Raw genomic sequence first — 26879 nt, 5'->3', positions numbered from 1 at the left:
ATGCCTCGCAGAACCAACCCCGGCACCGCGGCGGCCGGCGACGATCGCAAGCGCCCCTCCATCGGCTCGATCCGGCGTGCCCAACAGATCACGACGTACGGCGTGGGTGGCCTACTCGCCGTCGCCGATCAGTCCTACATCGTCAGCGGTCTGGACACCTGGGACGTCACCGGCGAGCCCGATCTACGAGACCAGCGCTTGGAACCGATGCTGCACGTCAACGGCTTCCGGCGCCCGCCCGCAGCCCGCGTGGCCACCGGACGTGGCGTGCGCGTGCGCCGTTTCCCTGCCACGTACTCGTGCCCCGAGTGCAAGGCACTCAAGGCGTTCCGCGACCTCAGCGTGGGACCAGACAAGAACCGTTGCGTCCAGTGCTCGGCCCTACTCGTGCCCTCGCGCTTCATGGTGGCCTGTGAAGACGGGCACCTCGACGAGTTCCCCTACTGGGACTGGGTCCATGCCGATCCGAAGCGCAAAGGCGGTAGCCCCACTGCATGCTCGCGAGCCACTGCGGAGATGACACTGGAGACCGACGGTCGCACCGCCAGTCTCCGCAGCATCGTCATCAACTGTAGCTGCGGGCAGAAAGCATCGATGGAAGGTGCTTTCGGCAAGATGGCTCTCCGCTCCCTGGGCCTTCGCTGCCGCGGCACCCGCCCGTGGCTGGGCCGTGAGGCGACAGAAAGCAAATGCAACCGTCCTCCACGGACTCTCCAGCGTGGTTCCTCGGCAGCCTGGTTCGCCGACCTGCGGTCCGCCTTGTCCATCCCTCCGTGGCACACGGAGCTGATGGAACTCGTCGACGCGCACCGCAGGCACCTCGTCAACAAGAGCGACGAGCGCATCATGGAGTTCGCAGAGGACGAAGGCTGGCTCGCGCCCGGCGGACACTCCCCCTCCCAGGTGCTGCGCACGGTCCGCACCCTTGAGAACGCAGCCCACCTCGAACCCGCAGAGGACGACGAGAATCAGATCCGTTTCGCCGCCGGCGAGCCACTCCGGCAGGAGGAGTACGAACAGCTCTGCAGGGTCATCGAGGACACGCCTGAGAACAAGCACTTCGTCTGCGAGCCCCCCGAGGAGGATTCGTCTGACCTCCCAGGCATCGACCGCGTCATGTTGGTCAAGCGCCTCCGCGAGGTCCGAGCCCTCACCGGCTTCACTCGCATCCGTCCCCCGCAAGGCTCGAAGGCCGACCGTGATCGCATCAGCCGCCTGAGCAAGAGCCCGGACCTCGGCTGGCTCCCGGCGATCGATGTCGTCGGCGAAGGCGTCTTCCTCACCATGGACCAGGAGCGACTCCAACAATGGGAGTCGGCTGTGCTCCGCGCCGGCTCCGACCGAACCGAACGCATGCGAGTCGCGCACGAGGACCTGCTCCGGGAACAGGATTGGGAGAGTCCCCGCTCGCCGCTGACGTCACGCTTCGTCCTTCTGCACACGCTGGCCCACGTGCTGATCAACGAGTGGAGTCTGGACTGCGGCTATCCCGCAGCGTCTCTACGGGAACGGCTCTACGCCAGCGACGAGATGTGTGGCGTCCTCCTCTACACCGCGACCAGCGACTCGGCGGGCAGCCTGGGCGGCATCATCGCGCGAGGAGAGATCGCGGAAGTGTCGAGAAGCCTGTCAGCTGCCTTGGAACGCGCCTCCTGGTGCTCCTCCGACCCCTTGTGTATGGAGGTCGATGTCAACGGGGTCGGCGGGCTCAACCTAGCCGCCTGCCACGCCTGCCTCCTACTACCCGAGACCAGTTGTGAAATGAACAACACGTTCCTCGACCGTGCCCATCTCGTCGGGACGCCTGACGAAGACTTCCCCGGCTATTTCGCTTGAGTCGTCCATACACGTGGCAGCGGCTCTGCGCTAGCGCTCGACGAGTGTCTTCGCCGCGGTGACGAGGATGTCTCTCCGTTTCCGGTCCGATCGCCAGTTGCCCTGAAGACGGGACGGTGGCTCGATCCGAACGGCCGCAGCTCGGCCGTTGGCCAGGTCAGTGCCCCTACCAAAATCGGAACAGCCGACTCTTCGGCACACCTCGCAACCCAACTCGTCCTCTCGGTGGTGGTCACTTCTGGTCTCATTCACCTCTGTCCAACCCCGTCCGGATGAGGACGCGGGCGGGGCGAACTCCGGGACAACGTCCACGCATGGACGCTGGCGAACGCCACCGAACAGAACCCTGCGCGGCACAAACACCCTTGGAAAGCGTGTTGGGGGAAACCCCTCACGAATCTCCACCACCCCCGCAGTCCCCGACCCCGAGCCAGCCCCCGTCTCCTGGCAGCAGCTCCGCCCCATGACCGATTCGTACTGCGGCGTAACGACCCCGTTGGTCGAGGCCGGGATCGGCTTGTCCAAGCTCGTCAGGCGCAATGGCGGCTCGGAGCTCAAGCTCGCTTGCATGCTTCTCCAGGAGTTCGTGATCCGTTCCGTGAACGAACACGCATCGGATGAGGCCGAGTGCGAGGCGATCGCATGACCACAACCGACATCGACCTCGACGCGCTTCCCTCGGACACCCTTGTCGTCGAGAACGGCCAGGTCACTCCCGTCGGGAAACTGGTCATCGCGAAGATGGCCAAGGAGCTGGCCGACATCTGCCGACAGGCTGACGACCCGCAAACTGCGCTCCAGGTGGTCCTGGAACTCGTCCCCGAGCACATGGCGGAGATCGCCGGTCGACGTACCAACGTCGAGCCCAGCGCCCTGCGTACTGCACTCACCAGCCTTATCGGGTCCGAGTGTCTGGAGCGACGCCCAGGCCGTGACCCGCTGACCGGCGATCGGACGGATGGCCAGCCGGACACCGACGACACCTGGCGCGACCGCCTGCCGGGCACCCAGCAGCATGGCCACGGCGGCCACCACCGTGACGCACTCGGCCGGAACTGGCATCGAGTGAAGGGTTCGGCATGACGATTCTGACCCGTGAGCGCCTCTTCACCGTGTCGCTCCACTTACGCCAAGGGGGTGCCCAGCAGGCGAAGGCCATCATGCTGTGCCGTGATGGGGACCGCTTCATCGCTACCTACGACTCCGAACGGGCCTCCCTCCACACGGCAGCCGTACTCGCCCGCGTGATCCTCTCCTCCGAGGGCATCACCATCACGGAAGTGATTCTCGAAGGTCACGACCCGGACCTGACAGCCTTGTACCGCGCTGCCTCGAAACTCCTCCTGGACGTAGAGATCACCACTGAGCCGCGGATCACGGAACCCACGGTGAGAGTGCTTGACCAGGATCCGACGCAGGCGACGTACTTCGTCCCCGAGGGCTGGGACCTGACTGACGCACTCAGCAGGCTGCCCGCTGCCTTCGCCGCCGCCCGGCCGAAGGTGGCCCGCAACCTGGAGCGGATCGAGCAGGCGAAGAAGGACTCCGGTGGCAAGATCGACCACGTCCTCGGCCTGGTGGCCGTGCTGGTCCTGAAGACGGACGATCCGGACGGCGTCTACGACGAAGTGTTGCACCTGCTCCGCCAGGTCCCCGCCAAGCAGACGACGGTCGGCGCACGCGCCGCGGCGGCCTGAGCTTCCACTCAGCATGGCCCGGAACTGACGGTTCTACCGCTGGTTCGGGGCCATGATGCCAAGCGGCTGATGCAGCGGGGCGCACCGACGAGGTGGCCTTTACCTGGTCGCCAATCCGACGAATCGTGTAGGGCCTCTGCCATTCTTGGCCCACACCACCGGTAGGTCCTGGCGACCACCTACCTCGAACGCCCAGACCGGGACGACCTGGCCTTCTTCGACACGGGACTTGGGCTCGCGGTGCCGGACGCGGTCGACTCTGCCAAGGGCCCGACCGCGCGCCTGGTGGTCGCGGAGCTGCACCGCCGGGCGATAGTCGCTGCTGGGACTGTCGTTGAGCGACCATGCCTTGCGTACGTGGGTGATGAAGGTGCGCCCGCTGTACCGGGAGATGCCGATTTCGAGGCGGGATCGGATAGTCGCGTCGGCTCGACGCGTGGTCAAACTGAGTCGTTAATCAGCGTATTTGGCTACTCAGCCTGCGCTGTCGCGATATGACGGTGCATCACTAGCGCGAGATCCTGCGCGTCCCCATTGGAGGGAAGCTGCCACGGCGTTTCGTCTCCATTCTCCATGACGAAACTGCTCAGGAACCGCACGCAATTCCGTGAGGGTAGGTAGGTGTCGCGGAGCCACTGGGCGAATACGGCCGATTCGTCGGCGGTGACGTCGATGAGGCCGATGCTGGCGTAATCGGGAGCGGGCATGGCTGCGGTGCCGCTCACCCAGACATCAGGAGCGAGCTCGACGTCAAAGTCCAGGACGGTGTCGCCCCGCAGAGCGGAGGTCCGTGTCTCTGTGATGGCTCCGGGAAACGCCCGCGCCAAAGCTTCCTCGAACGTATCAAGGCTGCTCCGCCATGCCGACTCATTGTCCTCGGGCGGAGCAAAGGAAAAGTTGGATCGAATGTTGTGCTTGACTGACACTTGCTTCCTCTACTTCAGGGCACGTAGCGTGCGGAACCTTTGACATCATTCATTGCCATCATGGACTGCCAGTAAGCGACATTATCCTTCCCGTTCGTCGCGATCTCAAGACCCCGAATTTCCGAGTTCGCCGGGTTGGCCATGGCACTCTTGTACCGGACTAGTTCCCTTTCATCGTTGCCATACATGCTGTCGATGACGGGATCGAATTTGGGCCTGCCTTGGTTGTCAACCTTGACGGGCTTGGCGAGTGTGTCATTGACGCGTTCGAGAGATCGGAAACTTCGCTTCTTGCAGTCGGGGTCCTGCACGTGTTTCGCCTCGACCAGATAACCATCTGACGGGCGTATCCCGTCAACCATGAGCCCCTTGGGCCGACCAGGCAGAGGGACCTCGCGTTCGGGATAGCCAGACACGCGCAGCTGATAGGCATTGTCCGGATTGCTAGGCCCCCCACCTCCCGCGAACCCACCAGTGTTCAGTGTGTTGAGCCAGGTGCGGAACTGCTGCTGTTCTGCCGGAGTGAGAGTGCGGGTGCTCCCGGGCTCTGGTGGAACCGGATCTCGACTGGGGATGCCGGGATCGACCTTGTTCCCCATCGGCATGATCGCCGGAGCCTGCCCGGGGTAGGACGCCAGGACGAGGGGCACCGGCACCGGCCGGGGTACCGGAAGCAGAGGCAGCCCGGGCAGGCCCGGCGGGGAGTCGGATCCGCCGGGCAGTTTGACACGGCTTTCCGATGCATCGATTGCGTGGGCGACGTTTCCGAGGCCATGGATGTAGGGGTCTTCCAGGACAGCGTTGAGGAGGCCACCGTCGTTGCCGTTTCCGCCGAACATGGGCTGATCCCAGGGCATTTCGACATGGAACGGGTCCATATCATCGAGAGCGATCTTCTCCTTCGCGGCCTCCACGTGGTTGGCATAGCGGTCGCAAGCCTTGGCGAGCTGAGCGCATGCAGCCGCCAAATTGGCGACCAAAGTCTCGTCCTGTTGAGCTCGCTCCGGAGGAGCGGAGAAGCCGACGAATCCTCGGAAGTAGCGTCGGAAGGAGTCAGCCGCTTCGCCAGAATGAGCATGGTCTGCTGTGTGTGCGTAGGCTTGGGCATCTTCGAGGAACCGCAACATCAGCTTCCCCGCCTGGCGCCAGGACCCGGCCACATCTCGCAGTTTTTCAGGAGAGCCGCGGAAGCGGTCGCTCCCACCGCCAGGGGCGTACTGGTCGTACCAGGCCGTGTCGCCCACGACCTCAGGGAGTTCCTGCCCGAGCCCGAGGAAGCTCTCGGTGCAGTCTTCGCCGGAATCGCCCATCCCGGTAGTCAGGTCCACTTGCTTACCAAGAAGCTGTGAAGCGATATGGCTCTCGTTGGCCATGAACTCGCGCGCGTTGCGCATCAGCCCCTTGCCAGTCTCACCCATTACATAGGCGCTGAAGCCCATATTGTCGAGGGTGGTGGACGCCGCCGACTTGTAGACCTTGGCGAAGGCGCGGCCCGCCTCGTCATCCCCGGCCATACCGTGCTGCCGGTCCAATTCGTGGTAGAGGGCTATCGTGGTGTCCCGGGCCCCCGGCATCACCGTCGTGACCATCCCCATGGATGCCTTGATCATCCCGTCAGCTATCACCTTGAGGCCAGGCGGCATCCCCACACGTACCAACTCCTCGCAACCGCGCCCGCATCAGCCCGAAGCATCAGTTCTACCGCACCAAGAATGCGCGATACAGGTCGCGATGGCTTCGCGTGAGACCGCTCTGGTCCAAAGCCAGCAACGCCAGGCGCCGTCGAGTACGGAACCGGATGCGGCCCGCCCGGTCTATGTGTCCGGCCGGTCTGCAACGCGCTCCACTCGGCCGTGGCAGGCGTGGAGGCTGCCGGCGAACGGGTCTCGCTGCTTCGGGAAAGTGGGCGCGCAGTCGGGGCAGGCGTAGACCGTGCCGCCGCCCGCGCTCGCGCCGTACGCGAGCGCGACGACGACCGGCTGCCTGGTGGTCGTTTGGCAACGGGCGCAGACCTGGACGCTCACTGGGCCGTCGTCCCCTCGGCGGGCTCAGCGGCAATCGCCTCCCCAGGGCTTCGCGGAGGCGGTTCGTGTCGGTGAGGTACTGGTCCGGGCCCACCGGGACGCGCCAGTGCAGGCGCGGGCCTTCCCTCCAGTCGACGGGCGGCACGCCGACGTACGTCACCTCGGCGCCGTGCGCACCGAGCACCTGGACCTGCGGCGAATCCCGCCAGTGCTGGGCATGGCCCGCCGGGATGAGCCAGTACATCAAGCCGTAGTCGGCGATCACGGCCCCGGACGCGTCGCCGCGTAACTCCAGCACCCGTTCACCGATCTCAGCGGGAGCTCGCAAGACGTCCCAGTACGGGCCGACCTTGACCATCTCGACGTCGCTGCCGCGCGGCGGCGTCCATGGACTGGGTGTTCTCGGTTGCGTCTGCACGCGGTCTCCCGGCGTCAGCGGTGAGCAGGTGATGACCGACCGTAAGAGCGCAGGGAGCGGGGTAGGGGCAGGATTTCTGCCCCTCGAACGTTCAGGCGGCCAATACCCCGATCTTCACGGCGAGTTCGGCGGCGCGACGGCGATGCACCTGAGACTTCGACTCGGTCTCTTCCAGGACGATGCGGCGGGCGTAGCCGTTGTAGCGGATCGTCTCCGGCGCAGCTTCGTACGCCTTGTCCAGCGTCGCCAGCGCGGCCTCCGGCTGCCCGTCCAACTGGTAGCCCCTGGCCTCCTCGATCCGGTGCCGGGCTCGCCGCGGCCGCGACGGAATCGTCCTGGCGTCCGCCTTCGCGGCCTGCCGTACGGACTCCCCGCCAGCGTGCAGTTCGACGGCGACCGTGACCGCGTGCGCGCCCATGACAGCCCGGGAGAACGACGTCGCCGGGTGGAAGTAGTCGGCGGGCAGCCGCTTGGCCATCTTGCGGGCGGTGTCCCAGTAGCGCCAGGCGGTGCTGGTGTCCCCGCGGCGGGCCGCGGTGTATCCGGCCTCGAACTGCAAGGCACCGGCGATGGCGCGTACGTCGTCCGACGCGTCCGGCAGCAGCGGAGCCAGGTAGCGCAGCGTCTTGAGGGTGACCGCGTCGGCCGCATCGAAACGGGCGGGCCCGCTGTCGCGGTGGGCCTGGGCTGTGAGCCAGGCGGCAACACCGATTGCGTGCGGGTCCTCGCTCTCCTGTGCGGCAACCATGCCGCGCTCGGCCGCGCGCCACAGGAGGGCGGAGTCGGGCTGATAGGCGATGAAGAACTGGCTCAGGCCGTAGACCTCGGCAAGCACAGCCTGGGCCGCTCGCCGCTCGGGAGCACGGTCGGCCTGACGGACGGCGAGCTGCGCATCCCGGATGAGGCCCGGCAGGAGACCGCCAATCACCTCGCGGTGGTTGGGTGCGGAATGGCGCGCGGCCCAGGCACTCGCGAGGCGAGCACTCAGGTGCGCGGCCGAAGGCGCCTCGCGGTCGGTGGCGAAGGGGAACGTGTCGATCGCGTCTCGTACGGCCGGCAGCTTGGCGTGGCCGGGGCCGATGAAGAGGTCGACGGGCATGGTCTGATCGCCCGTGAGTTCACCGAGGTTGCGCACGCGCAACACCTCGGCGACGCGCAAGATCATGGGCAGCCCCGGAGTGTGGAGCGTGCCGTTCTCCACCTGCTTCACCCAGCTCGGGGACTTACCGAGCAGACCGGCGAGGACGGTACGGCTCATGCCTCGACGTGTACGGAGGACCTGCATGCGCTGGCCGAAGACCAACGGGTGGTCCATCGGGTCCGGAGTGACATCAGATGGCATGGCCTTGCCCCTCTCTGTCCAGCTCGTCACCGCCAGGGTATGGGGCAAGGCCGCTGTCATGTGAGGCCGTTCACTCCTGAGCCTGATGAAGGCCCTTCGTCTCCCCGCCATTCAGAGCGTTACTGATCTCCATGATGCGGCCCTCAGGCAGAGCGAAGGCGTTGCGAGGGTTTCGGTACGAGTGCCCACCGTCGTTGATCCAGACGCCGTCTGCCAGCCTCCAGTGAGCAGGAGCCCATTGGCCGTGGTTCTCAAGGAGCATCCTCGCCACTTCGGCGGGCTCCTCGATCACGGTGAGGGCGGCGAGCGCGGTGGTGAGGGCAACGGCTGCCCCGTCGGGAAACCGCGCGTCGCCAAGTGTCGGGAAGAGGAGCAAAAGACGGGCGTCGGTGTCGCCACCGCCATCTGTATCCGACTGTCGAGCAGCGGACAGCAACTCCGGCCAGGCCATGCCAGGCCCCATGAAGTGACCGTCATCCGCGGCAAGGGTTTCCGCTGCGGACCACTCCGGGTGATGTATCAGGTAGTCCACCCCGCGGTCGCCTTCGATGTTGCGGTAGACGACGTGGATGGTGTGGCCGGAGCGCAGAGGCACGCTGAACACCGGCCACTCGCGCTCGGCGGACAGCACGCGATACAGCTCCATGGCCGCGTCCCAGTCAGCACCAAACGCGGCTCGCTGCGCGTCCTCACCGCGCAAGGAGGTGCCGAGGTGCACGGGCCAGAACAACGGATCGTCCAGGTGAGCACTGCCCTGGACCAGAGGGCCGTCTTCGTATCCGGGGATCTTCAGCACGCGAGGATGATGGCACGAGGAGCAGACACCGCCTCGGGGCTCGCGGTTCGGCCGCGCCGTCTCAGTCACCACCGTTCACCGACGTTCAGCCGAGAGGCACCCCTCGCGAGTTCGCCCCTTGGGCTCGCAGCGCCGGCGCCCCGAGTGGCGGGGACGTGCGCCAGGCCCCAGCCGAACAGGACGTAGCCGATGAACATGGGGACCAGCGCCATGTAGGCGCCGACGGCCGCGTCCGGCCAGGAGTTGGTGAGCGGGGTGCCGGTGGTCGGGAGGACGGGGACGAGCAGTAGCCCGCCGAGGCCGAAGATCGTGCCCATCGCCGCGCGGGAGGCGATCCCGCGGTTGATCAGCCGGTGGGCCGCCCAGGAGTAGACGTAGGTCCCACCGTGCAGCCCCGAGCGAGGCGCTCAGCGGTGGTGGGGCACGCCACGGCGGAGCCAGCGGGCCAACTCGGCGAAATCGTCGTCGGTAAGGCCTTCGCCTGGGTCAACTCGGTGAAGCAGGGACTGCCCTTCGTGCTGCGCCGAGACCCAGAGGCGGTCCATGGCGCTGATCTCGTCATCGATCCAGATGAACGAGCGGTGGCCGGCCCACGCGACAATGTGGCGAGTCTTCCAGTGCAAGCCGCGCGGGCTCTCGTCGGTGGGCACCACTGGCCACCTGACCACAGGCAACCGCGGCAGCCCGATCCGTGGAGCGACTGCCTCGTTCGCATCGTCCATCCAGGTCGAGGCCCACACCACTTCGCACCCCAGCGCCATCAGGCGCGGCCCGACAGTTGGGTCGAGGCGCTCCAGCAGTGGGTTCTCCGGGACGGAGGGCCCTTCGGGGCGGACAGCGTGGGCCCGTTGCGGCCGCCTGGGCGGCGGTCCAGGCGGCCCAAACGGGATGAGCGGTCCGTCGACATCGAGGAAGAGCACGGGGCGCTCCGCTGAGCCGGTCACAGCCGAACCCTAGCCCTGTGCGCCGTCGCAGCCGTCCCAGCCCGTGCCGTCTCACCCCTTGACGTGGGGTTCAGGCGTGGGCACGATCCTCCCCACCTCACGTGAGAAAAGTTATCACTGTACGAGAAAAGCGAGGGTGTCGATGCGGGTAGGGATCCTTGGGCTGGGCGAGGCCGGGGCGCTGTACGCCACTGGGTTCGCGGAAAACGGCTGGTCCGTCGTGGGGTATGACCCCGGCGACGTACCGACGCCGGCCGGTGTCAGCCGGGCGGACAGCGTGGCGGAGGCCGTCGCTGGGGCCGATCTTGTGCTGGGGCTGACGGGGGCCGCGGCTGCTGCGGGGGTGGCGGCGGAGGCCGCGCCGCATCTGCGGGGCGGTGTCGTCTTCGCGGACATGAACGCCGGGGCGCCGGATCTCAAGCAGAAGATCGACGGCATCGTCACCGAGGGCGGGCGGGCGGTCTTCGCGGACGTGTCCGTGATCGGTTCGGTGCCCAAGTACCGCCACCGTACGGCTCTGGTGGCCAGCGGGCGCGGGGCCTCGGCGGTGGCGGAGCACTTCGGGGCGCTGGGGGCGCCGGTGGAGGACCTGGGTGGGGAGCCGGGGGCGGCGTCGGCCCGCAAGCTGCTGCGCAGCCTCTTCATGAAGGGGCTGGGCGCGGTCATCGTGCAGACCGTGGAGGCGGGCCGGGCCGCCGGGGACGAGCGGTGGGTACGCGAGCAGATCGCGCAGGAGCTGGCCGACGGCGAGTCCACGGTGGAACGGCTCTATGCAGGAACGTTCAAGCACGGGCTGCGGCGGGCCGGTGAGGTGGCCGCCGCGGCCGGGCTGTTGGCGGAGCTCGGCCTGGACGCGGCGTTGGCGCACGACATCAGCAGGCTGCACGCCCTCGCCGCCCGCCCGGACGGACTGCGCGCCGCACCGCTCGTGACCGAGGAGCTGCTGGCGGCCTACGAGGGGCTGCCGACCGCCAACATCGGCGACGCGCGCGACCGGCTGGGGCTGCTCGACTCCGGCATCGGCCCGCTGTGGACCGGTGCCCGCGCGGTGGGCCGGGCGGTGACGGTGCTGACGCGGGCCGGGGACAATCAGGCCATCCACGAGGCGCTGCGGATCGCCGGACCCGGTGATCTGATCGTGGTCGACGGGCAGGGCGACACCCGGCGTGCCCTGATCGGCGAGCTGATCGCCGAGCGCGCCCTGGCCCGCGGAGTGGTCGGGATGGTGCTCGACGGCGCCGCCCGCGACGTGGAGGTCCTCGAGGAGATCGGCTTCCCGGTCTGGGCGCGCGCGGTCACGCCTGCCGGGCCCTACAAGGACGGCCCCGGCAGGGTGAACGTCGCCGTCGCCGTGGGGGGCGCGGTGTGCAGGCCGGGTGACCTGGTCGTCGCGGACGGCGACGGGGTCGCCGTCCTCCCCGCCGAGGAGGCAGAGTCGACCCTGGTCGCGGCGCGTGCGATCGAGGCCGACGAGGCGCGCCGCCGCAACAGCATCCGGGCCGGGCGGTCCGGACGAGCCGAAGAGGCCGGACGAGCCGAAGAAGCAGGGCGAGCCCAAGCGGCCGGGCGGTCCGCGGCGGCATCAGCCACCGGCACACCCACCACGGCCGCACCGGCCACACGCACACCCGCCACGGCCACACCGGCCACCGGCACACCGGCCACCGACGGACCGGCAGGAGAAGCAGCATGATCGCGATATGGGCCCTGGTCTGCTACATGGCGGCCATCATCGTCTGGAACGCCGTGCTGAAGAGGAACATCGGCGAAGCCCTCCTCGTCGGCTTCCTGGTGACCGGCCTGTTCGCGGGCGGCGACATCGGCCACGTCATGTGGGACGGGTTCGCCGAGGCGATGCAGGAGGAGGTCACGTTCGCCGCCCTGGCGTTCGTGTTCATGAGCTACCTGCTGAGCCGTACGCCGGTCCTGGACCAGTTGCTGAACATCCTCAACTCGCTCCTCGGGCGGCTGCGCGGCGGCCCGGTGTACACCTCGACCGTCGCCGCGGGCATCTTCGGCGCCATCGCCCACGTGGGAGCGGCCGTCACCGCCGCCGTCGGTTCGGTGACCATCCCGTGGATGAAGCGCTCCAAGGTCAGCGGTGAACTCGCCGCCACCGTCGCCGCCGGCGGCGCGGGCATGGGTGTCACCTTCCCGTTCAGCTCCACCATGTTCATCCTGATGGGCTCGGCCGGAGTGGCGGCGCTGGTCTCCCAGGACGACATCGTGTTGCCGCTGTTCATGGGCGGGCTGTGGTGTCTGGGCTACCGCCTGCTGGCGGCGTTCTGGATGGTCCGCCGCCACAAGATCCAGCCCATGGACCGTGCCGATCTGCTGCCGCTCCGGGTCAGCCTGGGCGCGGGGTGGACGAGCCTGTTCCTGTTCACCGGGATGATCGTTCCCTTGCTGCTGACCCGCGGGCCGACCGGTGGCGAGTTGGGCGCGTACGTCGGTACGAAGATGTCGGACGCGATCAGCCTGATCACCTGGATACCGGTCCTGCTCATCGGGATCGTGCTGTTCCTGGGCCGCCGCCAGCTGCCCCGCGCCGCCCGCGGGTGGTGGCAACTGCTGGAAGGGGCGGCACCGCAGTTCGGCGTCATCGGCGTCACGATCGTGGCCGCGTTCTCCGCCTCGAACGTCCTCGGCGAGCTGGGCCTGCCGCAGCAACTCACCGACGTGCTGACGCAGCTGCACGCACCGAAGTGGGCCATGACCCTGATCGTGGGGGTGATCGTCGTCGCCGTGGCCATCCCGCTCACCGCCAGCGCCACCATGGCCGCCATCGGCCCGGTCGCCGTCTCGTCCCTGGCGGAGGCCGGAGTACCGGCCGCCACCGCCTGCGTCGCCGTCCTGATCTTCGCCTCCACCGAGGGTGCCTCGCCGCCCTCGGGAGCCCCGATCTACGTGGCCAGCGGCATCGCCGGTGTCAACCCGGCCCGCACCTTCGCTCCCCTCGTCGGCTACTACTGTCTGCCGATCCTGCTGATCGGCGCCGCGGTGGCCACCGGCGTACTGCCCGTCTGATCCCCCTTCGCACCAGCCATACGAGGTCGTGCCATGCCCACCCACCTGATCAAAATCCTCTTCCGCCTCGGCGTCCTCGGCTTCCTGCTCGGCGGCCTCTGCATCGTCACGGGCCAGACGCTGGGAGTGGTTCTCGGCGACGCCTCCTGGGTGAGCGATGTCGCCGCCACCGCCGGGCCCCCGACGTTCATCACCGCCGCTATCACCGGCCTGCTCGCCTACGTCCTGTCGTACGCCCGCCCCGGGGACCCGGAACCGGTCGCGGAGTCCACGCCCGTGGCGCGGCCCGCGGAAACCGCGGCGCAGCCGGAATAGGACGACGTCCCGCTCTGGGTGGATCTTGTGCGCACCACGCCGCTGCTCGCATGCTGATAACACTTATCAGGAAATTCCGCAGCCGAGCAGACCACCCAGGAGCCACCCCATGGCCACCCCCGCCTCTCCGATGCGCTCGGTCGACCGAGCCTTCGACGTGCTGTCCGTCCTGGAGGACGCCCGCCACCCGCTGCGTCTGAGCGAGATCGCGCGCCGCTCCGAGCTCCACGTGGCCACCGCCCAGCGCATCCTGAACGTCCTCGTCGACCGCGGTTACGCCGTCAAGGAGGAGCCCGGCTATGTCGCGGGACCGGCGTCCGTGGCCACCGCCCACGCCTTCCTGGTCAACAACCGGCTCAGCCAGGTCGCCCTGCCCGTACTCCAGGAACTGGCCGCCACCACCGGCATGACGTCCACCCTGTACGTACGCGTCGGCCTCACAAGGGTGCCGATCGCCCGCGTCGAGGGCCTCAATCCGCTCCGTTACCAACTGCCCATCGGCGAGAAGCTCCCCCTGCACCTGGGTGCCGGGAAATCCCTGGCCGCCTGGCTGCCCGAGGAGGAACGCGACGCCTATGTCGACAGCGTCACCCCCTTCACCCGGATCTCCGGCGAACGCGTCAGCGCCGACGACCTGCGCGACGAGCTCCGGCGCGCCAAGGAGGACGGCCACGCCGTCTCCCTGAGCGAACGCGTGCTGGACGTCACCGCCGTCAGCGCCGCCATCCACCGCGGTGAACAGGTCCTCGGCGCGCTCAGCGTCGCCGCCCCCAGCAGTGATCTGCCCACCGCCGACCACCCGCGCGTCGTCACCGAGGTACGCCGGGCGGCCGGTGCCATCGCCGCCCGCTGCCCCTGAACAGCCTGAACGGCTGGAACGCGGCTGGAACGCGGCTTGAACGGCTTGCACAGAAAGCGCCTCTCCCCTTGTCCCACTCCTTGCCGTCCCTCACCTACGACGCGTTGCTGCGGCGCACCGACGCCCCGCCCGGTTCCAGTTGGCACCTCTTCCCCGACCAGCCCGAACGCGGCATGGCCAACTTCGCGGGCCCCGAGCAGGTCCGGCGGGCGGCCCACGAGGTCCGGGACGGCCGTGCCTTCAACCTCGACTACGCCCTCGACGCCTTCGACCCGCCCATGTCCCGGGCCCGCGGCATTCCCCGCCACCGCATCACCGCCAAACACGACCAGGCCCGCGACGACGTGCTGGACGCCTTCTTCCTCCAGGCGAGCACCCAGGTCGACGGCCTGCGCCACCGCCGCGCGTCCGGGCACGGCTTCTACAACGCCGTACCCGATCACGAGATCGCACCGCGAAGCCCGCGCCTCGGCGTGCAGGTGTGGGCCGAGACCCCGCTCGTCGGCCGCGCGCTCCTCCTCGACCTCGACGGCCTCCTCCGCGGCCGCGGCACACCGCTCGACCACGCGGCCGGTCCCGCCCTCGGCCCCGATCTGCTCGACGCGGCGCTCGACGCCCAGGGCTGCCGTGTCGAACCCGGCGATCTGATCCTCGTCCACACCGGCTGGGCCCACTGGTACCTCACCGCCGAACCCGGCGAACGGGCCGCGGTCCGCGACGCGCGGCGCGCCACCGGATTCGTCCAGTCCCGGGACGTCGCCGCCTGGTGCTGGGACCACCGCATCGCGCTGCTGGCCACGGACACCTTCGCCGTCGAGGTCCTGCCCGTGGCTCCCGGGAGCGACTTCCACGAGAGCGCGCCCGAGGACAACGGCATGATGCATCAGGAGCTGATAGCCAAACTCGGCCTTCCCCTGGGCGAGTTGTGGAACCTGGCCGACCTGGCCGCCGACTGCCGGGCCACGGGCCGCTGGACCAGCCTCCTGACCGTCAAGCCCCTGAACCTCACCGGTGGCGTCGGCTCCCCCGCCAACGCCACCGCTCTTCGCTAACCCGGGGAACCTCAGGCCCGTGGCCTGATGCGGTGGGCGATCGCCACGCCGAGGACGGCCAGGGCCGTGGTGAGGGCGAAGGTGGCCGTCAGGGCGGTGGCGGTGGCCGTGTCGTGGGCGTGGGCCAGGGCGATGGCCGCGCCGCCGAGGCCGGTGAGGACGGCGGTGGCCAGGGTCTGGGCGAGTTGCAGCGCGCCGCTGGCCTCGCCCTGCCGGTCGGCGGGGGCCTGCTCCATGGCGTCGGTGGTGGCGGCGTTGAACGCGATGCCCATGCCGACGCCGCCGACCGCCCAGCCGACCACGGCGACCAGGGCCGGGACCGAGTCGATCAGGATTCCGGCGGCGATGACGGCGACACCCGCGGCCAGGATCGCGCAGCCGACGGCGATCGGCAGCGCTCGGGAGCGCCCGCTCCAGCGGTCGTCCGCCCGGCCCTGCCAGGCCGCGCCGAGCACCCAGGCGAGGGCCCCGGCGGACAGGCCGAGACCGGCCTCGGTGGTGCTCAGGCCGCGCAGCTCGGTGAGGCCGAGGGGCAGGAAGGCCTCGCTGCCGAAGTAGGCGCCGCACAGCAGGAAGCGGACCAGCACTCCGGTCGGTACGCCGCGACGGCCGCGCAACGTACCGGTCGGCAGTACGGTGCGCAGGCCCAGCACCGCGGCCACGCTGCCGAGCAGCGCGAGCGGCAGCAGGAGGGCGAGCTTCGTGAACTGGAGGCCGCCGAGCAGCACCGCGGTGCCCGCGCTGACCAGGATTCCGCGCGCCACCGGGCCGCGCCACCAGGCGTCGCGCGACGCGTCGGCGGCGGGCGGGTTCGGGTGTCCGCGGCGTGCCAGCGGGGGCACCGCCATGGCCCAGGCGAGCAGGATCAGCGGCAGGAGGAGGATGAATACGCCGCGCCAGTGGACGTGTTCGGCGATGAGTCCGGCGACGGCCGGTCCGGCGAGCGAGGGGACGGTCCAGGCGCCGGAGACCAGCGCGAACATCCGGGCCCTGAGGTGTTCCGGGTAGTGCAGGCCGATGACGGTGTACGCCAGGGCCATCACGGCGCCGACGCCGAGGCCCTGGACGAAGCGCCCGGCGAGGAAGACCGGCCAGTTCGGCGCGGCCCCGGCCAGGGCGCAGCCCGCCGCGAAGACGACCAGGCCGATGCCGAGCGGCCGGGCCGGGCCGCGGCGGTCGGCGGAGCGTCCGGCGGCGACCGTGCCGATCACGTTGGCGAGCATCAGCGCGGAGAAGCCCCAGCCGTAGGCGTCGAGGCCGCCCAACGCACCGGCGATCTTCGGGAGCACGGTGGCCACGCCCATCGACTCGAAGGCCACCAGGCCGACCGAGAGGACGATTCCCCAGGTCATGGCCGCGTACGGGGCCTGGAAGACGCCCTGCCCCACGGCCCGGCCCGGGGGTTCCGCCGTGGGGTCGGGCGGCGCCGGGGCGTCGGCGGATCCTTCGTCGGCCAGTTCCCGCCGTGGTGACATGGGGACCCCTCCAATTTCGTTACGTTACGGAACGGAACGAAAATGCATGCTACCTATACTGGCCGCCATGGCAAACCCCGGGAACACCCCCGCCCGCGCCGAGGCCCGCACCGAGGCCAGGCCCGAGGCGCGCACCGAGGCCAGGGCGGCAGGGCGGCCACGCGACGCACGGCTCGACACCGCGATCCTGAGCGCCACCCGGGAACTGCTCGCCGAGGTCGGTTACCCCGGCCTCACCCTGGAGGGCGTCGCCGCCCGGGCCGGGACCACCAAACCCGCCATCCGGCGCCGCTGGGCGTCACGGCAACTGCTGGTCATCACGGCCCTCGGCGAGATCATGGGCACCGCCCCCACCCCCGACACGGGGTGCACCCACTGCGACCTGATCCTCGGCATCGAGACCATCGGCCAGGCCTTCGGGGGCACCTTCGGCCGCCGGACGCTGCCCGCGCTGATCGCGGACCTGGCCGGGGACCCCGAACTGGACCGGGTCTTCGCCGACACGATCTTCCACCCCCGGCGCGCCACCACCAGGGCGGCGCTGCTCCGCGGGATCGAACGCGGGGACCTCCGCGCGGACGCCGACCTCGACCTGCTGCTCGACCTGCTGGCCGCCACCACCTACCACCGGGTGCTGTTCGGCCACATGCCGATCGACGACCGGCTGGCCCACGACGTGGTGATGACCGTCCTCGACGGCGCGGCGACACCGCGCTGGCGCGAGCACTACCGGCAGCGCCACGACGGCTGACCAGCGGCGAAGCCCGCGGTTACGGTCACAGCCAGCCGTTGCGGCGGAAGCCCCGGTGCATGGCGAAACAGGCGGTGGCGATGACGACGATCACCAACGGGTAGCCGAAGCGCCAGCGCAGCTCGGGCATGTGGTCGAAGTTCATGCCGTAGACGCCGCACACCATAGTGGGCACGGCGATGATCGCCGCCCAGGCCGTGATCTTGCGCATGTCCTCGTTCTGGGCGACGGTCACCTGGGCGAGATGGGCCTGGAGTATGGAGTTCAGCAGGTCGTCGAAGGCCGCGACCTGGTCGGTGACCCGGGCCAGGTGGTCGGCGACGTCCCGGAAGTACGTCTGGATGTCGGCGTCGACCGCGGGGAGGCGCTGGGCGGAGAGCCGTTCCATCGGGCGGTCCAGGGGCGCCACCGCGCGCTTCAGCTCCAGCAGCTCCCGCTTGAGCTGGTAGATCCGGCCCGGGTCGGCCCGGACCGCGGGCTCGCGGGCGAAGACCTCCGTCTCGACCAGCTCGATGTCGTCCTGCACCGCGTCGGCGACCGCGAGGTAGTCCTCGACCACGTGGTCGGCGATGGCGTGCAGCACCGCGGACGGGCCCTTGGCCAGCTGGTCCGGCTCGGCCTCCAGCTCCTCCCGCAGCGGGCCGAGCGATCCGTGGCGGCCGTGCCGTACGGTGATGACGAAATCGGGACCGGTGAAGGCCATGACCTCGCCGGTGTCCACGACCTCACTCGTCGTGGTCAGCTCGTCGTGATCGACGTACCGGACCGTCTTGAAGACGGTGAACAGCGTGTCGCCGTAGGTCTCCAGCTTCGGCCGCTGATGGGCGTGGACCGCGTCCTCGACCGCCAGCGGGTGGAGCGCGAACAGCTCCGCGATCCCGGAGAGCTCCTGCTCGGTGGGTTCGTGCAGCCCGATCCACACGAAGCCGCGCCCCGCCCGGCGCACCCGCGCGATCGCCTCCTCGACCGGGCAGTCGCCGGGCTGGCGCTTCCCGTCGACGTACGCCACGCAGTTCACCACCGACGTACCGAGCGGCGAGCGGGCCGGGTGGTTGAGATCGACGCGGCGGCGCCGCCGGGCCAGGCGCGCCACTTTCCGGAGGTTGCCGACCATCGACATGGGAACTCCTTCGGCTGAGCTACGGCCGACGCCTACCCCGTCGGGGGATGCGCACCGACTGCGCCCACAGCGTACGACCCGGCTCCTTTTTCACCCCGGCCCCGCCGATGAGTTTGTGCGGTGACCGCGGTCCGAGAGGAGGAAGGGTCATCCGCACCACTCGTGGAGGGGCATCATGAGGAAGATCATTGCCAGCCTGTTCATCTCGCTCGACGGGGTCGTGGAAGCCCCCGACCAGTGGCACTTCCCCTACTTCAACGACGAGATGGGCGCCGCCGTCGACGCGACCTTCAGCGTGACCGACACGCTCCTCCTGGGCCGCAAGACCTACGACAGCTTCGCCGGGGCATGGCCGGAGCGGGAGGCGGCCGGGGGTGAGGACGCCGACTTCGCGAAGAAGCTCGGCGATGCCCGCAAGATCGTCGTGTCGCGCCAGGAGCTCACGTTCACCTGGCGGAACACCGAGCAGCTCAAGGGCGACGTGGTCGACGCCGTCACCGCGCTGAAGGAAGAACCGGGCAAGGACATCGCGATGAGCGGCTCCGTGTCGGTCGTACGGCAGCTGCTGGCGCACGGGCTGCTGGACGAGCTGCACCTGCTGGTGCACCCGATCGCCGTGCGCAAGGGCATGCGGCTGTTCGACGAGGGCGAGACCACGATTCCGCTGCGGCTGCTGTCCTCCAAGACCTTCAGCACCGGCGTGCTGCACCTGGTCTACGCCCTGGCCGAGGCGCCCGGCGACGCCACGTACGACGACGCCAAGGCGCACCTGCCGCAGGGCGACGCGTAGCAGCCGGCAGCGGTCCATGCCATGGATCCGGCCTCGGATGGCCCGGATTCGGCCGCATGTGTCCCTGGTCCGTGTGGACCGTGCCCCTGCCCGGTGACGCTTCACCCGAGACGGCATCAACCGGGCAAGGGGGGAACGACCGTATGGGCAAGCAGGTGAAGTGCGGATCGACCAAGACGGCGACCGGGAGGCCGTGCCAGAACCCCGCGATGGTCGGCTACTCCCGCTGCCAGCTGCACCGGGGTGACTGGAGCAAGCCGCAGAAGAGGAAGGGCAAGCGGAGGAGCTGACCGAGGACCGTGGACCCCTCGTTACGCGGGGGCGGCGCGCCTGGTGCAGGTGAAGGGCTCGTCGAGCCAGTAGGTGTTGTGCTGCTCGTCGTAGACGATCGGGTACTCGGTGTCCGGGTCGCAGAGTTCGTCGATCTGGGATCGATCGGCGGAGCTGATGGTGAACCAGTACGTGTTGGTGTCCCAGGCAACCCGCTCGCACCGGTGGAAGAACCCCTTCACGCCGGGGCCGAACACATCGCTGCGGAAATCGGCGGCCAGCTTCTTGTTGAGGTTGATGTTCTCGCAGTCGGCCTTCATGCCCTCGACGTCGACGGTCCGCGCCGCCTCGGTCGTATAGCCCGTGGCGGTATGGGTGCCCCACGCCGTCCAGGTCCGCTTCGGCAGGGCGATCTGTTCGGCGACCTCGGCGAGGAAGGGGCTGCGGGGGGCGGGGTTCCCGGGTGGCGACGTGGCACCGACCTCCGTGACGCCTCCGACGACCGCGATGGCCAGCGCCGCGAGCAGCAGGAGGGCGGCCCGGATCGCGTTCCGGATCGCGTTCCGGATCGAGGACGACGTGGTCTGGCGCGCTCCATTCCGGTGCGGCCCGGCGGACCGACGGGCGTCTGACGACCGGATCGCACGCTAACCGCTCGGGCGGGGGAACCACGGGATCGACAGGGCGGGCCGGAGCTCTTCTCCCGCACGATCGACCGGACAGCCGCAACGTCCGCGCACCGCTCGCTAATCTGCGCGGGTGACCATCGAGCTGACCGTCCTGTCGACGGTTTCGTATCGCGGGGAGGAAATCACCGCCCCGCGGCTCCGGGGGCTGCTCGCGCTGCTCGCCTCCGACCTGCGCACCGGGTGCAGCACCGGGCGGCTGGTCGACGGGTTGTGGCCGGACGGGCAGCCGGAGAACCCCGTCAAGGCGGTGCAGATCCTGGTCTCACGGCTGCGGTCGCGGCTCGGGGCCGAGGTAGTGGTGAGCACGCCCAGCGGGTATCGGCTGGGGCTCGGTGAGGAGCGCGTGGACGCCTCGGCCGTTCTGCTGCACGCCGCCGCCTGCGCGGAGAAGGCGCGGGCCGGGGACCATGCCGGGGCGCTCGCCGAGGCGGAGGAAGGGCTCGCCCTCTGGGACGGCGGCGGCGACGGCGGAAGGGACGCGGACGCGGTGCTCGGCGATCCCGTCGCGGCGCTACGGGCCGAGCGGGCGGCGGCGCACCGGGCACTGGTACGGGGCCGGGCGCTGGGTCTGGCCCGGACCGGCGACCGGGAGGCGGCGGCCGGGCCGTTGGCGGAGCTGGTGCGGGAGTTCCCGAGGGACGAGGAGCTGTGGCTCGAGCTGGTGCGTTGCGAGGCGGCGACCGCGGGCACGGCCGCGGCCCTGGCCACGTACGAGCGCTACCGGCGGCGGCTGCGCGACGAGCTGGGCGCCGACCCGGGGCCGGGACTGCGGGCCCTGCACGAGGAGTTGTTGCGGGGCGAGGCGCCCGTGGTGCGGCGCGGGGTGCCGCACGAGCCGAACGCGCTGCTCGGCCGGGACGGGGACATCGCGGCCGTGGCGGGCTTGCTGCGTTCCTCGCGCGTCACGTCGATCGTCGGGCCCGGCGGCCTCGGCAAGACCCGGCTGGCGGCCGCGGTGGCGCGGGCGGCCGAGCAGCGGGTGGTGCATCTGGTGCCGCTGGCGGGCGTGACGAGGGACGAGGACGTGGCGGGCGAGATCGCCTCCGCGGTGGGTGCCTCCGCGGTGGGTGTTTCCGCAGTGGGTGCCTCCGCGGTGGGGGGCGGGTTCGCACCCGGGGCGGGGGGCGCGGGCGGCGCGCCCTCGGCCGAGGTGCTGGGCGGGCTCGTCGCGGCGCTCGGGGCGGGCCCGGTGCTGCTGGTGCTCGACAACTGCGAGCAGGTGGTGGGCGGAGTCGCCGAGGTGGTGCGGGCGCTGGTGGCGGTGACCCGGGAGCTGCGGGTGCTCACCACGAGCCGTACGCCGCTGGGTATCGCCGCCGAATCGGTCTATCTGCTGCCGGAGTTGGACCCCTCGACGACGGTCGAGCTGTTCGAGCAGCGGGCCAGGGCCGCGCGGCCGGACGTCGGGCTGCCCGCCGAGGTCGTCGCCGCGCTGTGCCGCCGTCTCGACGGGCTGCCGCTCGCCGTGGAGCTGGCCGCGGCGCGGGTGCGGGTGTTGTCGGTGGCGGAGATCGCCCGGCGGCTGGAGGACCGGTTCGCGCTGCTGCGGGGCGGGACGCGGGACGCGCCGCAGCGGCACCGCACGCTGCACGCGGTGGTCGACTGGAGCTGGAATCTGCTCGCACCGGACGGGCAGGCGGCCCTGCGGGCGCTGTCCGTGTTCCCGGGCGGTTTCACGGCCGACGCGGCGGAGCACCTCGTCGGGCACGACGCGCTGGAGATCCTGGAGGATCTCGTCGGGCAGTCGCTGCTGAAGGTGACGGACACCCCGGCGGGCGCCCGGTTCCGGATGCTGGAGACCGTACGGGAGTTCAGCGCGGCGCACCGCACAGCGGCGGGCGAGGACGAGCAGGTCACGGGGCGTTTCCTCGGCTGGGCCCGGTACTTCGGTACGACGTACCACGACGCGCCCTTCGGCCCGGACGCCATCGCCGCCTGGCAACGGACACGGGCCGAGCAGGACAACCTGGTGCGGGCGCTGCGCATCGGGCTGGACGCGCGCCACATGCCGACGGTCGTGGCGACCGCGGCCGCCCTGGGCACGCTGTGGGCCACCGAGGCCCACTACACCCGGCTGTTCGCGCTGGCCGAGGACACCGGCCCGCTGCTGTCCCGCTACCGGCCGGAGCCCGACGGCGTCGAGCCGGTCCGCACCCTCGCGACCCTGGTCGCGGTCAACGCCTTCCTCGGCGGGGGCACGAGCGCGCCACGCTTCCTCGCCGTACTGCGCCGACTGCCCCCGGGCGCGCCCGAGACCCTGATCGGCGCGCTGGCCACGGTGCTCAGCCGAATACCGGAGGTGCTGGGTCCGGACCGTACGGCCCTGGAGCGGCTGTGCGCGAGCGACGAGCCACTGGTGGCGGGGGTCGCGGAGGGGGTGGCGGGCTACCTGTGGGAGAGCGAGAACGAGCCGGAGCGGGCCATGGCCGCCGCCCGGCGGATGCTCGCCGCGTTCGAGGGACGGCGCGTGCCGTGGCTGTCCGTCATGGGGCATTCCCGGCTGAGCGAGCTGTGCCTGCACGCCGAACGGGGCGCGGAGGCGCTGGTCCACATGGCTGAGGCCATGCGGATCATGGACGAACTGGGCGACTGGAACGACATGATGGGCCTGCGCTGGGGCATGGTGCTGGCCAACCTCCAGACCGGCGACCTCGACGCGGCCGAACACTGGCTGGAACAGGCGGTGCTGCACCGGCCGGAAGAGGCCGTCGACCTGCTCACCCCCGACCTCGGGGCACGCGCGGAGATCGCGCTCGCGCGGGGCGAGACGGAGCGGGGGCTGGCGTTGTGGCGGCGGGCCACGAGCACCCTGGAGACCGACGGCGATCCGCTGCTGGAGCCGTGGCCACTGGAGATCCAGGCCGTCTCGATCGCGGCCCACGCCCAGCACGGCCGCCTCGACCTGGTGTCCGGGTCCGCGGCGACGCTCGCGGAACGGATCGTGACGCTGCTCGACCGGGGCGTGGCGGTGGACATCCCGGTCTGCGGCGTGGTGCTGCTGGCCCTGGGCTACGCCGACCTCGCGGCGGGCCGGCCCGGTACGGGCGTGCGGCTGATCGCGCTGGCCGAGCGTTTCCGGTGCCTACGGAGTTTCCAGCCGACGACGGCGTCACCCCGTTCGCGACACGCGGCGCAGACGGCCGACAGGGCGGCGTACGACGACGCGATGTCGACGTACGCCGCCCTGGGCCGGGACGACCTCCCGGGCGCGGCGGTCGCGCTGCTGAGGCAGCGCGCCTGAGGGGGGTGCGCCGGGGGCCGGGGGGCCGGTGGCTCCCTGTAACCGGGGCGCCTGAGCCGGAGGCTGGGAACCGGTGGCGGGGCCGGTGCCCCGGGGGCCGCAGGCCGGTGTCCTCCTGTGGCGGGGCCGGTGCCGCAGGCCGGTGACTCCTGTGGCGGCGGGCCGGTGGCCGGGGCGGGCCCCAAGCCCCGGTAGACGGGCGCCGGGACCCGTGGCCAGTAGCCGGTGGCCCGGGGTCACAGGCGGACCGGCAGGCGCAGGAGGTGGAAGCCGTCGCCCGGCCAGTGGCCGAACTCCAGCTCGGCGCGGGACACGGCGAGGCGGAGGTCGTCGCGGCGGACGAAGAGGCGGTCGAGGACGACGCTCGTGACGAGGCGGCCGAGCGCGGCGCCGATGCAGTAGTGGGCGCCGTGGCCGAAGGCGAGGTGGCCGTCGCCGCGGCCGAACTCCCTGCCGACGTCGAGCTGTCCGGCGCCGTCGCCGAACTCCTCCGGGTCGTGGTCGGCGGCGAGCAGGGCGACCGTCACCGACTCGCCCCGGCGCAGCGCGGTACCGGCGAAGTCGAAGTCCTCGGTGGCGTAGAGGGTGGCGCCGATGCGGACGATGGAGACGTACCGGAGGAGTTCGGGGACGGCGCGCGGGAGGAGTTCGGGGTCGGCGTGCAGCCGGGCGGCCTGCTCGGGGTGGTCGAGCAGGGCGAGGGCGGCGTGGGCCAGGAAGAGCGCGGGCGGGGTGATGCCGGTGTTGATGAGCAGGAAGACGATGCCGATCAGCTCGTCCTCGGTGAGCACGTCCCCGTCGAGGAGGGCGGAGATCAGGTCTTCGGTGGGTTCGGCCCGGCGGCGGGCGATCAGCTCCTTGGCGTATTCGACCAGCGCCACGAGCGCCTCCCCGGCCCGGCTGCCGTCGCCGAAGGCGAAGTCCCGCATCCAGGAGCAGACCTGGTCGCGGTCGCGCTCCTCGACGCCGATCAGTTCGCAGATGACCTGGGTGGCCAGGGGGTAGGCGAAGGCGCCGAGGAGGTCCGTACCGCCGTTCCCCTCGGCCTCGGCGACCAGGGCGTCCGCGGTCCGCTCGACGAAGGTACGCAGTGCCGCGATGCGGCGGGCGGTGAACGCGCGGGTCAGCGGGGCGCGGCGGTGGGCGTGCTCCTCGCCGTCGAAGAGGGCGAGGTGTCCGGCGAAGTACTTCACGTACTCGGCGGGGAGCCCGGCGGAGGCCGCCTCCAGCAACTCGTCCTGCGCGTCGGAGGCTTGGGCCTCGTCGGCGTCGCCCGGGATCCGGGTGCGGTCGCGGATCAGCCGCGGCTCGGTGAGGGCGGCCTTGACGTCGGCGTACCGGGTGACCAGCCGGACGGGGGTGGTGAGGCCGGGGAGGACGACCTGCGGGAGTTCGTCGCGGGTACGGAGGTCGGCGTAGCCGCGTGCGGGGTCCTCGACCTGCTCGGGGGTGAGGTGGACGGCGTTCTCGGACATGGCGGTCTCGCTTCCTTGTGGAGTGGGAGGGGTTCAGCGGGGGTCGCGGGCGAAGCGGCGCTGCGACCAGACGTAGCCGAGCAGGGTGATGGCGAGGCACCAGGCGACGGACAGCCAGCCGTTGTGACCGATCTCCGTGCCGGTGAGGAGCCCGCGCAGGGTCTCGACCACGGTGGTGAAGGGCTGGTACTCGGCGAACCACCGGATCCAGCCGGGCATCGCGTCGACCGGCACGAACGCGCTGCTGATGAAGGGCAGCAGGAACGACAGCGGCAGTACGGCGTTGCTGGCGGCCTCGGGCGTCGGGCTGGCGAGGCCCATGCCGACCGCGAGCCAGGTGAGCGCGCAGCAGGCCAGGGCGAGGACTCCGGCGGCGGCGAGCCATTCGACGGCTCCGGCGTCGGAACGGAACCCGATGGCGAGCGCGACCCCGGTCACCACCGCCAGGCTGATCATGGTCTGGACGACGCTGCCGACGACATGGCCGACGAGGACCGAGGAGCGGGAGATGGCCATGGTGCGGAAGCGGGCCACGATGCCCTCGGCCATGTCGGTGCACACGGCGACGGCGGTCGGCACCGTTCCGGAGCCGACGGTCATCAGCAGGATGCCGGGGACGACGTAGGCGATGTACGCGGAACGGTCACCTCCGCCGCCGAGGCCGGTGCTGAGCGCCGTGCCGAAGACGTACACGAAGAGCAGGAGCATGATCACCGGCATCCCGGTGACGCCGATGGTCATGGAGGGGTAGCGGCGGGCGTGCAGCAGATTGCGCCGCAGCATGGTCATCGAGTCGCGCAGCGGGTGCGGGGCGGGAGAACGGTCGCTCATCGGGCTTCCACCTTGTCGTTTCCGGGGCGGCCGGTGACCGCGAAGAAGACGTCGTCCAGGTCGGGGGTGTGCACGGTCAGGCCCTCGGACGTCACGGCGGCCCGGTCGAGGCCGTCGAGCAGCGAGCGCAGCGCGTGGACGCTGCCGTCGTTCGGCACCCGGAGGGACAGGCCCTCCTCGTCGGCCGCGGCGCCGTCACCGAGGGCCCGGTACGCGGCGGCGAGGGCGGCCGGATCGGCGAACGTGAGGCGGACATGGCCGCCGGGCACCAGCCGCTTCAGCTCCTCGGGGGTTCCCTGGGCGGCCAGTCGGCCCCGGCTGAGGACGGCGACGCGGTCGGCGAGCTGATCCGCCTCCTCCAGGTACTGGGTGGTGAGGAAGACCGTCACCCCGCCCGCGACGAGATCGCGGATGATCTCCCACATGGTGTGGCGGCTGCGCGGGTCGAGGCCGGTGGTCGGCTCGTCGAGGAAGATCACGCGCGGCGAGCCGACCAGGGTCATCGCGATGTCGAGGCGGCGCCGCATCCCGCCGGAGTAGGTGGAGGCGGGCTTCTTGGCCGCCTCCACGAGGTCGAAGCGGTCGAGGAGTTCGGCGGTGATCCGCTTCCCCTCCCGGCGGCCCAGGTGGTGGAGATCCGCCATGAGGGCCATGTTCTCCTCGCCGGTGATCATGTTGTCGACGGCGGAGAACTGCCCGGTGACGCCGATCGCGGCACGCACGGCCTGCGGGGCGGCGGCCAGGTCGTGCCCGGCCACGCTCGCCCGGCCGCCGTCGGCGGTGATCAGGGTGGAGAGGATCTGGACGGTGGTGGTCTTCCCGGCGCCGTTCGGGCCGAGGAGGGAGAAGACCGTCCCCCGCGGCACGTGGAGGTCGATCCCGTCGAGGACGACCTTGTCGCCGTATGCCTTGCGCAGTCCTTCGGCGGCGATGGCCGGTGTGGCCGACGCGGCCGCCGCGCCCGTCGTTCCGTCTCGTGAGGTCATGCCCCAGAGACTGCG

Annotated in this window: 25 protein-coding genes; 13 read left to right on the top strand and 12 right to left on the bottom strand. The window is 70.5% G+C overall.

The genetic code is table 11. The features are described from left to right. The 4 genes from drmB (at position 1) to EEJ42_RS07160 (ending at position 3533) form a co-directional block, all read left to right on the top strand. On the top strand, positions 1-1836 hold the full coding sequence (drmB, locus tag EEJ42_RS07175; RefSeq protein WP_123099130.1) for a DUF1998 domain-containing protein: 1836 nt from the start codon (positions 1-3) through the stop codon (positions 1834-1836). 463 nt (positions 1837-2299) lie between these two features. After that, the gene (locus EEJ42_RS07170) at positions 2300-2482 is read left to right on the top strand and encodes a hypothetical protein (protein WP_123099129.1); all 183 of its coding nucleotides are present in this window, start codon (positions 2300-2302) and stop codon (positions 2480-2482) included. Next, complete coding sequence (locus EEJ42_RS07165; RefSeq protein WP_123099128.1) at positions 2479-2919, top strand: hypothetical protein; 441 nt, start codon at positions 2479-2481, stop codon at positions 2917-2919. Before EEJ42_RS07170 ends, EEJ42_RS07165 begins: the two co-directional genes overlap by 4 nt. Beyond that, a complete protein-coding gene (locus EEJ42_RS07160) occupies positions 2916-3533 on the top strand; it encodes a hypothetical protein (RefSeq protein WP_123099127.1) in 618 nt (205 codons plus the stop codon). Before EEJ42_RS07165 ends, EEJ42_RS07160 begins: the two co-directional genes overlap by 4 nt. A gap of 470 nt (positions 3534-4003) precedes the next feature. Here the strand turns inward: EEJ42_RS07160 and EEJ42_RS07155 are convergent, their stop codons facing one another. From EEJ42_RS07155 to EEJ42_RS07120, 6 genes are all read right to left on the bottom strand, one after another. Continuing rightward, complete coding sequence (locus EEJ42_RS07155; protein WP_148081875.1) at positions 4004-4459, bottom strand: hypothetical protein; 456 nt, start codon at positions 4457-4459, stop codon at positions 4004-4006. A 14-nt stretch (positions 4460-4473) separates the two neighbouring features. Continuing rightward, a complete protein-coding gene (locus EEJ42_RS07150) occupies positions 4474-6069 on the bottom strand; it encodes a restriction endonuclease fold toxin-2 domain-containing protein (protein WP_246096188.1) in 1596 nt (531 codons plus the stop codon). Between the two features lie 923 nt (positions 6070-6992). Next, positions 6993-8243 (bottom strand): helix-turn-helix domain-containing protein, encoded by a 1251-nt coding sequence (locus EEJ42_RS07135; protein WP_123099124.1) that lies wholly within the window; start codon positions 8241-8243, stop codon positions 6993-6995. A 70-nt stretch (positions 8244-8313) separates the two neighbouring features. After that, positions 8314-9039, bottom strand: coding sequence for a hypothetical protein (locus tag EEJ42_RS07130; protein ID WP_123099123.1), 726 nt, complete (start codon positions 9037-9039; stop codon positions 8314-8316). Between the two features lie 65 nt (positions 9040-9104). Next, positions 9105-9431, bottom strand: a complete 327-nt coding sequence (locus EEJ42_RS07125) for an EamA family transporter (protein ID WP_123099122.1) — start codon at positions 9429-9431, stop codon at positions 9105-9107. Positions 9432-9446: 15 nt separating this feature from the next. Then, positions 9447-9983 carry an HAD domain-containing protein gene (locus EEJ42_RS07120; protein ID WP_123099121.1) on the bottom strand — a complete coding sequence of 179 codons (537 nt, stop codon included), beginning with the start codon at positions 9981-9983 and terminating at the stop codon, positions 9447-9449. 142 nt (positions 9984-10125) lie between these two features. Between EEJ42_RS07120 and EEJ42_RS07115 the strand changes: the two genes are divergently transcribed. The 5 genes from EEJ42_RS07115 to EEJ42_RS07095 all read left to right on the top strand — a co-directional run bounded on the left by EEJ42_RS07115 (position 10126) and on the right by EEJ42_RS07095 (position 15236). Continuing rightward, positions 10126-11676: an RraA family protein gene (locus EEJ42_RS07115; protein ID WP_123099120.1), complete on the top strand. Its 1551-nt coding sequence runs from the start codon at positions 10126-10128 to the stop codon at positions 11674-11676. Continuing rightward, entirely contained in the window at positions 11673-13010 is a 1338-nt protein-coding gene (locus tag EEJ42_RS07110; protein ID WP_123099119.1) for a TRAP transporter large permease subunit, read from the top strand. Before EEJ42_RS07115 ends, EEJ42_RS07110 begins: the two co-directional genes overlap by 4 nt. A gap of 33 nt (positions 13011-13043) precedes the next feature. Further along, on the top strand, positions 13044-13325 hold the full coding sequence (locus EEJ42_RS07105; protein WP_123099118.1) for a hypothetical protein: 282 nt from the start codon (positions 13044-13046) through the stop codon (positions 13323-13325). A 109-nt stretch (positions 13326-13434) separates the two neighbouring features. Beyond that, a complete protein-coding gene (locus tag EEJ42_RS07100; RefSeq protein ID WP_123099117.1) occupies positions 13435-14184 on the top strand; it encodes an IclR family transcriptional regulator in 750 nt (249 codons plus the stop codon). Between the two features lie 68 nt (positions 14185-14252). Beyond that, complete coding sequence (locus tag EEJ42_RS07095) at positions 14253-15236, top strand: cyclase family protein (protein ID WP_246096184.1); 984 nt, start codon at positions 14253-14255, stop codon at positions 15234-15236. Positions 15237-15247: 11 nt separating this feature from the next. On the opposite strand, the gene EEJ42_RS07090 is transcribed toward EEJ42_RS07095, so the two are convergent. Then, a complete protein-coding gene (locus EEJ42_RS07090; RefSeq protein ID WP_123099116.1) occupies positions 15248-16711 on the bottom strand; it encodes an MFS transporter in 1464 nt (487 codons plus the stop codon). Positions 16712-16778: 67 nt separating this feature from the next. On the opposite strand from EEJ42_RS07090, the gene EEJ42_RS07085 reads away from it, so the two are divergent. Continuing rightward, the gene (locus tag EEJ42_RS07085) at positions 16779-17462 is read left to right on the top strand and encodes a TetR/AcrR family transcriptional regulator (RefSeq protein WP_246096182.1); all 684 of its coding nucleotides are present in this window, start codon (positions 16779-16781) and stop codon (positions 17460-17462) included. A gap of 25 nt (positions 17463-17487) precedes the next feature. On the opposite strand, the gene EEJ42_RS07080 is transcribed toward EEJ42_RS07085, so the two are convergent. Further along, positions 17488-18582 carry a magnesium and cobalt transport protein CorA gene (locus tag EEJ42_RS07080; RefSeq protein ID WP_123099114.1) on the bottom strand — a complete coding sequence of 365 codons (1095 nt, stop codon included), beginning with the start codon at positions 18580-18582 and terminating at the stop codon, positions 17488-17490. Positions 18583-18757: 175 nt separating this feature from the next. On the opposite strand from EEJ42_RS07080, the gene EEJ42_RS07075 reads away from it, so the two are divergent. Further along, on the top strand, positions 18758-19372 hold the full coding sequence (locus EEJ42_RS07075) for a dihydrofolate reductase family protein (protein WP_123099113.1): 615 nt from the start codon (positions 18758-18760) through the stop codon (positions 19370-19372). A 143-nt stretch (positions 19373-19515) separates the two neighbouring features. After that, positions 19516-19662 (top strand): HGGxSTG domain-containing protein, encoded by a 147-nt coding sequence (locus EEJ42_RS50685; protein ID WP_184502978.1) that lies wholly within the window; start codon positions 19516-19518, stop codon positions 19660-19662. Between the two features lie 21 nt (positions 19663-19683). On the opposite strand, the gene EEJ42_RS07070 is transcribed toward EEJ42_RS50685, so the two are convergent. After that, positions 19684-19962, bottom strand: a complete 279-nt coding sequence (locus tag EEJ42_RS07070) for a hypothetical protein (protein WP_123099112.1) — start codon at positions 19960-19962, stop codon at positions 19684-19686. A 439-nt stretch (positions 19963-20401) separates the two neighbouring features. On the opposite strand from EEJ42_RS07070, the gene EEJ42_RS07060 reads away from it, so the two are divergent. Beyond that, complete coding sequence (locus EEJ42_RS07060; protein ID WP_123099110.1) at positions 20402-23572, top strand: ATP-binding protein; 3171 nt, start codon at positions 20402-20404, stop codon at positions 23570-23572. Between the two features lie 236 nt (positions 23573-23808). On the opposite strand, the gene EEJ42_RS07055 is transcribed toward EEJ42_RS07060, so the two are convergent. The 3 genes from EEJ42_RS07055 to EEJ42_RS07045 are packed head-to-tail and all read right to left on the bottom strand — an operon-like array spanning position 23809 to position 26864. After that, a complete protein-coding gene (locus EEJ42_RS07055; RefSeq protein WP_123099109.1) occupies positions 23809-25047 on the bottom strand; it encodes a cytochrome P450 in 1239 nt (412 codons plus the stop codon). 33 nt (positions 25048-25080) lie between these two features. After that, entirely contained in the window at positions 25081-25878 is a 798-nt protein-coding gene (locus EEJ42_RS07050; RefSeq protein WP_123099108.1) for an ABC transporter permease, read from the bottom strand. Then, complete coding sequence (locus EEJ42_RS07045; RefSeq protein ID WP_184502977.1) at positions 25875-26864, bottom strand: ATP-binding cassette domain-containing protein; 990 nt, start codon at positions 26862-26864, stop codon at positions 25875-25877. The genes EEJ42_RS07050 and EEJ42_RS07045 overlap by 4 nt, the downstream gene beginning before the upstream one ends. Positions 26865-26879 lie beyond the last annotated feature (15 nt).

Origin of the sequence: Streptomyces botrytidirepellens (genome assembly GCF_003721215.1) — a bacterium.
Classification (GTDB): domain Bacteria; phylum Actinomycetota; class Actinomycetes; order Streptomycetales; family Streptomycetaceae; genus Streptomyces; species Streptomyces himastatinicus.
Note: the sequence above shows the minus strand (reverse complement) of the source record. Positions and strands in the feature narration are given on the sequence as shown.

Coding starts and splice junctions, on each gene's coding strand:
- drmB (WP_123099130.1), top strand. CDS start 1: ATGCCTCGCAGAACCAACCCCGGCACCGCGGCGGCCGGCGACGATCGC.
- EEJ42_RS07115 (WP_123099120.1), top strand. CDS start 10,126: ATGCGGGTAGGGATCCTTGGGCTGGGCGAGGCCGGGGCGCTGTACGCC.
- EEJ42_RS50685 (WP_184502978.1), top strand. CDS start 19,516: ATGGGCAAGCAGGTGAAGTGCGGATCGACCAAGACGGCGACCGGGAGG.
- EEJ42_RS07105 (WP_123099118.1), top strand. CDS start 13,044: ATGCCCACCCACCTGATCAAAATCCTCTTCCGCCTCGGCGTCCTCGGC.
- EEJ42_RS07070 (WP_123099112.1), bottom strand. CDS start 19,962: ATGAAGGCCGACTGCGAGAACATCAACCTCAACAAGAAGCTGGCCGCC.
- EEJ42_RS07055 (WP_123099109.1), bottom strand. CDS start 25,047: ATGTCCGAGAACGCCGTCCACCTCACCCCCGAGCAGGTCGAGGACCCC.
- EEJ42_RS07050 (WP_123099108.1), bottom strand. CDS start 25,878: ATGAGCGACCGTTCTCCCGCCCCGCACCCGCTGCGCGACTCGATGACC.
- EEJ42_RS07080 (WP_123099114.1), bottom strand. CDS start 18,582: ATGTCGATGGTCGGCAACCTCCGGAAAGTGGCGCGCCTGGCCCGGCGG.
- EEJ42_RS07090 (WP_123099116.1), bottom strand. CDS start 16,711: ATGTCACCACGGCGGGAACTGGCCGACGAAGGATCCGCCGACGCCCCG.
- EEJ42_RS07085 (WP_246096182.1), top strand. CDS start 16,779: ATGGCAAACCCCGGGAACACCCCCGCCCGCGCCGAGGCCCGCACCGAG.
- EEJ42_RS07110 (WP_123099119.1), top strand. CDS start 11,673: ATGATCGCGATATGGGCCCTGGTCTGCTACATGGCGGCCATCATCGTC.
- EEJ42_RS07135 (WP_123099124.1), bottom strand. CDS start 8,243: ATGCCATCTGATGTCACTCCGGACCCGATGGACCACCCGTTGGTCTTC.
- EEJ42_RS07160 (WP_123099127.1), top strand. CDS start 2,916: ATGACGATTCTGACCCGTGAGCGCCTCTTCACCGTGTCGCTCCACTTA.
- EEJ42_RS07150 (WP_246096188.1), bottom strand. CDS start 6,069: ATGATCAAGGCATCCATGGGGATGGTCACGACGGTGATGCCGGGGGCC.
- EEJ42_RS07100 (WP_123099117.1), top strand. CDS start 13,435: ATGGCCACCCCCGCCTCTCCGATGCGCTCGGTCGACCGAGCCTTCGAC.
- EEJ42_RS07170 (WP_123099129.1), top strand. CDS start 2,300: ATGACCGATTCGTACTGCGGCGTAACGACCCCGTTGGTCGAGGCCGGG.
- EEJ42_RS07075 (WP_123099113.1), top strand. CDS start 18,758: ATGAGGAAGATCATTGCCAGCCTGTTCATCTCGCTCGACGGGGTCGTG.
- EEJ42_RS07165 (WP_123099128.1), top strand. CDS start 2,479: ATGACCACAACCGACATCGACCTCGACGCGCTTCCCTCGGACACCCTT.
- EEJ42_RS07045 (WP_184502977.1), bottom strand. CDS start 26,864: ATGACCTCACGAGACGGAACGACGGGCGCGGCGGCCGCGTCGGCCACA.